This is a genomic window from candidate division KSB1 bacterium (assembly GCA_022562085.1).
Classification (GTDB): Bacteria; Zhuqueibacterota; Zhuqueibacteria; order Oceanimicrobiales; family Oceanimicrobiaceae; genus Oceanimicrobium.
Map to the genome: position 1 here is coordinate 1 of JADFPY010000245.1, position 7,065 is coordinate 7,065.

Genomic DNA, 7,065 nt, shown 5'->3' on the forward strand with positions numbered 1-7,065 from the left:
TTTCGAATTTGAGCTGATAAATATAGATCCCGGAACTCACTTTCGCTCCTCCTTTGTCCGTCCCATCCCACCTGATTTCATAGGATCCGGGAACATGGTCCTTATCAACCAATGTTTGAACTTCCCTCCCGAGCAGGTCATAAACCTTGAGGATCGCTCTTGCGGTTTTAAGCCCGGATCCAGGAAGTTGATATTGAATGACTGTTGCCGGGTTGAATGGATTTGGAAAATTTTGTGCCAAAACAAAGGACTCAGGACTGTTTGATTCGGGGCCTTGAAATTCGACTGAAGTAATTTCATCAAAAGTCTGTGCTGAATTTTCAATTGCTAAGTCATTGATTTCGGTCGTTGTAAAATCACTTTCCTGGCCCGGTGTAATGGAGCCGGGGAATAGAATCGTCAATCCCAATGGAGCAGCTCCCTCGACATCACTCCCCGTAATAACGATACCGGTATTTCCATAGGAATTAGAATCGGCTGAATCCTCATAGAAAAGTAACTGACTATCGCCGAGTTCCGGGATTTTGAAATTATAAACACAGTTTCCTTGAGGGCCGGTCAACAATATTCTGTTTATACCCTCCGGGAATAAAACAACACTGCTATCTATGATTTCGGGGACTCCATCAATAGCAATATTTGAATTGTTGACATTAAAAAGCGACATACCGTTAGCGTTCGAGTTTAGATTAAACGACTGTTGCACTTTAGTTATCGTAACGCTAAGAGGCAATGAATCAGGAATGACAAAATCAGCCAGGATCTCGACAGAATAACCATAATAATTAACAGGAATTACTATGTCGGAAAAGACCGGCACACCAAACAACTCAATATTCATGATTAATTCTCTGACAACCCGAACTTTCCCGTCTTTATATTTTACTCCGGTACTTATAAAATTATCCGTCTCGTTTACCGACAATTTTCCTATAACAGGTATAGTCAAATCGATCAATATTTCTTGTTTTTCTAAAATATCAACTCCTGTACCCCCGCCACTGGGTTGAATCGAAATTGAATTGGGAAAACCATTCGCCGCATTGGCAATAACATATGCCTGGCCTGAAATGGTGTCGGCGGCTGTCTCACTTGGAGGTAAAGTATAATCTACATAATCAGTTGTATTCAAAGGTGGAGCCCCGGTCGGTATGCGATAAGCATAGACCCAGGCCTCACCGTCCCCGCTAATCCTGGTTTCACAGCGGCCAGAAGATTGTGAGCTTGAATTATCTATCCAGCTCTTGGGCGCTCTATCGCCGGTGTCCCTGGCCATAAACACGATTTCGTCATCATCGTCTAATCCAATCTCAGTATCAGTCCCCAGCAAACTCCCTGAGGTGTCCCTCTCGTCAATTTGAAAGGGAATGATCCCCCAGATTCCTGTTGTAGAGTCATATGCGAATAAAAAGATTTCATCAACCGGAACACCTGAAAAGCCTGAGTATTCCACGCCAAGGACGGTTACCTGGTCAAAAGGTCTATTTAATGTCTTCTTTTGAGCATTAACATGGTGAGTATTTAAAACTAATATTAAAGAGAGGAAAACAGGCAACGCGGCATAACATTTAAGGTTTCGCATTTAGACTTCCCTTCGAATAATCGTGGAGTGACGTTAAATTAGCCCAAGAAGATGCGAAAGCTTATTTGAAATTCTTGATCGCAGTTTCGACATCGTCTTCGGTATCAAAAATTGTGACGAGCTTGGTGATCATGAACAGGCTTTGAACTTTTTCTGTGACGGCGGCTAATTTCATTTCCCCGCCTGCATTTTTGATGGTTGTCATTGAACCTATCAGGATGCCCAAACCGGAACTGTTCATCCATTTTACTTTACTTAAATCAATCACGACTTTAGTGACCTTATTTCCGGATAACTCCTTGACCTTTTCGTGAACTGCCATGGTTTCAGGCCCCCCCATTAATTTACCCTTGAGAGCGAGCACAACGACATCACCATGTTTCTGTTCCTTAATTTGCATAATTTAATCCTCCTAACTCAGGGTGCAATATTCTTATCCGCAAAATTAAAGCAAATGTAACATTTTTTTGTACCGATGTCAATATTTTTTTATTTGATAATTTTTTAAAAATGTCGATAATTTTATTAGGGTTAGTGAAGGTGGTAAAAAGGAGTAAAATCACAATGAAAACAAGGATGGTTTTCTATATAAGTATTTTGTTGTTGAGTCATGCTACGTTTCTGAGTGCGCAATTTAATAATAGCGAATTTGGAATCGGACTTTTAGTAGGCGGCTCAAAACTGCAAGGTGATGTCGAAAATACAAATATGGGGCTGACGGGCGGACTCATGCTTAAGTACGTCCCAACATCTCGTTTGGCTTTGACCGCCCTGGCAGCTTATGGCCAGATGACTACTGGTCTGAATGCAATTAAAACGGACTTATTAAGTACTTCATTGTTGGCAAGCTTGTTTATCTTACCCAACAATAACATCAGGCCGTTTTTGTCTATTGGATTGTCAAGATTTCATTATTCAACCAAAAAAGGAAATGGTCAACAACTCTATCGGAATAACGGCTCCCCTATTTCAGCGTGGAAAGGCGCCTTGCAATTTGGAGTAGGAGTTGAGCTATTCACTGGAAAACGCTGGGCGATCAACACTATGGGTAATTATAACATCACGCGCGTTGATGAGTTAGACGCTATAACGGGAGGCGCCTCTGACGGATTTTTTCATGGTTTCATTGGGTTGGTTCATTATTTCAAAACGGGTAAAGACACTGAGGACGAGAAACTTAGCCTCAGAAATTATCAACAAACAGCCCCTATTGAAGAAAAAAGTATGCCCGAATCCAATTTAAACTCAACCGCACAGAATGCACCTTCAGATCAATTTGCAAACGGGATCTATTTTGAACGTGGGTCAGCAAACTTATTAGCAAAATCCAGACATCAGCTTCATGAAATTTATCGATATTTAGATACCCATCCGGATGAGGAACTGGAACTTCTGGGTGTAACTGGAGCAAACCAATCGGAGAATAAATTAATTTTAGAACGGGCCAATGCCGTCAAGGCATATTTAGTTAATTTGGGAATTAAGTCTGAAAAAATTATAATTAAGGCGAATTAAAATAAATGGCTTGGCAATGACAAGTCTAAGCCAAATTAATTAGAGTTTGTTTTCCTCCTCCCTCAAAGCCGCCGGCCATATTGGTTGACGGCTTTATTAATTTACCCATCCAACTTTTCCGAAACTTTTTTTATCACAAGATAATCCGTTGACAAACCTGGTTTAATTATTTAAATTCCCAGTCAATCCAATAATTTGCTATTTTGATTTTCAAGAGGGACATTTATGAACTCGAATTTACGGCAAGACAATCCTCGAATTCGCTGGTGGCCGGCGACGATCATTCTTTTACTCGACATCGGAATTGTTGGATGGCTTTGGGTATTCTTTAGCGGGATTCGCCAGGAAAGGATGCTTGGTACACTTATCGCACAAGTCGTTACCCTGCTTTTGTTAGCCATTTGGTTGTTATTTGGGTCCCGTTTGCGTTGGAAAATTCGCTTGACAACCTTTGCCGGTTTAGCGATGTCATTAACTTTATTTTTCTTTTTATTTCCCTTCAAAGAATTTACCGGAGATCTGGTCCCCACTTTCGGGTGGCGTTGGGCTGAAAAATCTTATCAAACTGAAACCGTAGATTTAAACAGCAAATCGGAAACGGATAAACTTCTTACCGCAGCCGTTTTCAGCTACCCGCAATTTCTTGGGCCTGAACGGAATGGCAAAACTAGAGGAACCCGGTTAGACACTGATTGGAGCGCCCAGCCGCCGAAACAACTTTGGAAGCAGCCGATTGGAGAGGGGGCTTCCTCGTTTGCCATCTCAGGGAATTTCGCCGTCACCCAGGAACAGCGAGCTGATGACGAAATGGTTGTTTGCTATGATTTAAAATCGGGTAAAACTCGCTGGCAGCACAGTGACAAAGCGCGCTTTGATTCCGTTGCCTTTGTTGGCGGTATCGGTCCTAAAGCAACCCCAACAATTTCGGGAAATCGCGTTTACACTTTAGGCGCAACGGGTATTCTCAATTGTATGAACTTAAAAGACGGCAAACTCATTTGGAGCAAGAATATTCTTAACGAAAATAATGCCGTAGTTATAGAATGGGGGATGACGGGCTCTCCTCTGCTTCTGGATAGTTTGGTAGTGGTAAGCGCCGGCGGAACGGACGGTCGGTCACTCGTGGCTTATCATAGAAATAGTGGTGAACAAATCTGGTCAGCAGGAAATGATCGGGCCGGTTATAGTTCACCCCTAATTGCCACGATTGCCGGAGTTCGTCAAATTCTCATTTTTAATTGGGAATACGTTGCCGCTCATAATCCAAAGACCGGTAAAATTTTGTGGAAATTTCCCTGGACCGGTGACACCCAAAGAGTGGCCCAGCCGGTCGTGCTACCGGAAGACAGGGTTTTTATAACAACCGGATACGGGGTCGGAAGCAAACTGATAAAAATTAACCAGGATACCAACGGCAACCTGTCTCCCGTTCTTTTGTGGGAAAGCAACCGTATGAAAGCCAAATTCTCCAATGTCATTGCAGTTGGTGAATTTATTTATGGCCTGGACGATGGTATTTTGGCCTGCATTGATTTACAAGAAGGCAAGCGTCAATGGAAAAGGGGCCGTTACGGTCACGGTCAAATGATACTGGTAGATAACTTACTTCTCATTACAACTGAAAAAGGAGATGTAGTTTTAGTGGAACCCAACCCCGAACAACACAAAGAACTCGCACGCTTTTCTGCAATCAAAGGCAAGACCTGGAACAACCCGGCACTCGCGGGACCGTACTTGCTGGTTCGCAACGGTCAGGAAGCGGCGTGTTATGAGCTGCCGGTTTTAAACTAATCTTTGGGAGAAGATGACATGAATTCAAAAACCACTTACAACATAAATTTGGACACCAAGTTCGGCACCTCCCAGCTTATCGATATCCCAGGGGTGGTAGCTGCTTGCAAAGAGAAATGGTTCAACCAAACTCTATGTCAAGTGAATGACTCGGTGGTTCGCCTGGGCATACTCGAAGGTGAGTTTCATTGGCACAAACATGATAAAGAAGACGAATTCTTTTTGGTTTTGGAGGGTAAGCTTCTAATTGATTTAGAAGGTGAAACCGTTGAGCTTGGCCCGCAGCAGGCGTACACCGTTCCGCATGGTGTGCTTCACTGCACCCGGGCACCGGAAAAAACCGTGGTTCTGATGATTGAAAAAAACACTGTCGAACCCACTGGGGATTGAAGTACTAGGAATAATTAGCTACGATACTCTGGAACTTAAATGTTATTAAAGGAACTAATCCAATACATATCGAATCAAGATTATAGATATGGAATTTATGTTGAATTAACGGGCATAGTCATTGAAATAATACTGTTGAGCATTTTTGTCCCAATTGTGCTCAAGATTTTAAAAAATAAAAAGCAAAGACCTCTTAAGTTACTTGCCGGCATACAAGTAACCGAACTTATTAACACGATCCTAGATCAAATTTTAGAAATTTTTGGCATAACCGATTATTTTGATTACCAAATAAAGCAAATAGAAAAGGGAAAGGTTGATCATGATATCTACATTCAACATGCAATATATGGATATCTAGTTCAAAAGCTGAAGTTAGCACGAACCCTACTAACAGAAACAATTAATCAGAAAAGAGATATTGAATGTTCAAGAATCGTCGATTATAAAGAAAAATTGCAATCAACTATTGCTTACATCGAATCCGCTACAAATACGTATTCTGTGTTAGACGAATGGACGACAACAGTTTTGGTATTGAAATCATTTCAGAAAGCGTTTAATCAAAAAATTTATCGAGTGAAAACGATGCACGAAGCACATCTTAAGGAATATATAGTCGACTTTTCCAGCCTCACTCTCAAATTTACATATTTTCTAGAAAGTGTCTTCAAAAAATTCAGACCAATTTTGGATGAAATGGACATGGAACAGCGCTTTTCTGAAATGGGGTACTCTAAAAAACGAGCCCCCAAAGCCGTGAAACTAATGAAACACTACCATAAGAAATACAAAAAAAGAAATCCCAAAAGTAAGAAAGGGTTGTTCTGGCCAAGTACTGAGGAAGAGTCCGAATAAAAATGCTACATACTTATTAGATCCAATGCCTCGACCCCAACTACAACTCCCAAAATATTTTACGTTTTCAACTGAAATTCCCGTGCAGGTGACCGATATAAATTATGCCGGCCATCTTGGCAACGACAACGTTCTATCTTTCATTAATGAAGCAAGAGTTCGTTTCTTGAAGCAATTTGGATTCACAGAACTCAACGTGGACGGTGCGGGCACAATTATGGTGCATGCAACGATCATTTATAAAGCAGAAGCCTTCCACGGCGATATTTTAAAAATAGAAGTCGCACCGGGCAACTTTCACAAATTGGGATGCGACTTTTTTTACAAACTCACAAATGCAGAAACCGGCAAAGAAGTCGCCCGGGCCAAGACCGGCTTGATTTTCTTTGATTATGAAAAGCAGAAGATGGTCTCGATGCCGAAAAAATTCAAGGAACACTGCCACCCTTGAAATACTCATTTAACCGCGGATTCATGCAAAAATATCGATACAGAAACACATCACAAGCCTTAATTTTTTAAATTAGGAAACCTATGCCAAAATTTAAATCCTCGATTATTCTTATAATCGCCTGTGTTTATTTGCATCCTATTTCTTTAGTTGCACAAAATATCCAAAGTAAAATCGATTCCATCCAAGTAGAAATTGAAAAGATTCGCGGAGCCAAATTTAAACACCCAGTTAAAGTTACTAATCAATCGCTTGCAGATTTTGGCGAGTACCTTGACAAAATGCTGGAAAAACAATTCTCAGATAATCTTGGCAAGAACTACGGAAAAGTTGTCCGCAAACTCGGCCTTTACCGGGGACCGGAAATTAAAGATTTCAAATCTTTGGCTAAGACAGTGATGCAGAGCCAGGCGGCGGCTTACTACGATCCGGCCACCAATACGTTTTATGTGGTCATGCAGGACCTGCCGGAATCTGC

General features: G+C 41.5%; 8 protein-coding genes. 6 read left to right on the forward strand and 2 right to left on the reverse strand.

What is annotated here, in order from left to right:
• Together IH879_16790 and IH879_16795 are read right to left on the reverse strand one after the other, a co-directional pair.
• Nucleotides 1-1,582 (reverse strand): hypothetical protein (locus IH879_16790; GenBank protein MCH7676584.1); only part of this gene is annotated, 1,582 nt, incomplete at its 3' end.
• 61 nt (nt 1,583-1,643) lie between these two features.
• Nucleotides 1,644-1,982: an STAS domain-containing protein gene (locus IH879_16795; protein ID MCH7676585.1), complete on the reverse strand. Its 339-nt coding sequence runs from the start codon at nt 1,980-1,982 to the stop codon at nt 1,644-1,646.
• A gap of 110 nt (nt 1,983-2,092) precedes the next feature.
• Between IH879_16795 and IH879_16800 the strand changes: the two genes are divergently transcribed.
• The 6 genes from IH879_16800 to IH879_16825 all read left to right on the forward strand — a co-directional run.
• Complete coding sequence (locus IH879_16800) at nt 2,093-3,097, forward strand: OmpA family protein (protein ID MCH7676586.1); 1,005 nt, start codon at nt 2,093-2,095, stop codon at nt 3,095-3,097.
• Between the two features lie 225 nt (nt 3,098-3,322).
• Nucleotides 3,323-4,888, forward strand: coding sequence for a PQQ-like beta-propeller repeat protein (locus IH879_16805; protein ID MCH7676587.1), 1,566 nt, complete (start codon nt 3,323-3,325; stop codon nt 4,886-4,888).
• An 18-nt stretch (nt 4,889-4,906) separates the two neighbouring features.
• Nucleotides 4,907-5,278, forward strand: coding sequence for a cupin domain-containing protein (locus IH879_16810; GenBank protein ID MCH7676588.1), 372 nt, complete (start codon nt 4,907-4,909; stop codon nt 5,276-5,278).
• A 39-nt stretch (nt 5,279-5,317) separates the two neighbouring features.
• Entirely contained in the window at nt 5,318-6,136 is an 819-nt protein-coding gene (locus tag IH879_16815; protein ID MCH7676589.1) for a hypothetical protein, read from the forward strand.
• A 25-nt stretch (nt 6,137-6,161) separates the two neighbouring features.
• On the forward strand, nt 6,162-6,587 hold the full coding sequence (locus IH879_16820) for an acyl-CoA thioesterase (protein ID MCH7676590.1): 426 nt from the start codon (nt 6,162-6,164) through the stop codon (nt 6,585-6,587).
• Between the two features lie 83 nt (nt 6,588-6,670).
• Nucleotides 6,671-7,065 (forward strand): hypothetical protein (locus tag IH879_16825; protein MCH7676591.1); only part of this gene is annotated, 395 nt, incomplete at its 3' end.

What these genes read in the sequence shown, in the direction of transcription:
- IH879_16795 (MCH7676585.1), bottom strand. Translation starts at nt 1,982, where the DNA reads ATGCAAATTAAGGAACAGAAACATGGTGATGTCGTTGTGCTCGCTCTC.
- IH879_16800 (MCH7676586.1), top strand. Translation starts at nt 2,093, where the DNA reads ATGTCGATAATTTTATTAGGGTTAGTGAAGGTGGTAAAAAGGAGTAAA.
- IH879_16805 (MCH7676587.1), top strand. Translation starts at nt 3,323, where the DNA reads ATGAACTCGAATTTACGGCAAGACAATCCTCGAATTCGCTGGTGGCCG.
- IH879_16810 (MCH7676588.1), top strand. Translation starts at nt 4,907, where the DNA reads ATGAATTCAAAAACCACTTACAACATAAATTTGGACACCAAGTTCGGC.
- IH879_16815 (MCH7676589.1), top strand. Translation starts at nt 5,318, where the DNA reads ATGTTATTAAAGGAACTAATCCAATACATATCGAATCAAGATTATAGA.
- IH879_16820 (MCH7676590.1), top strand. Translation starts at nt 6,162, where the DNA reads ATGCCTCGACCCCAACTACAACTCCCAAAATATTTTACGTTTTCAACT.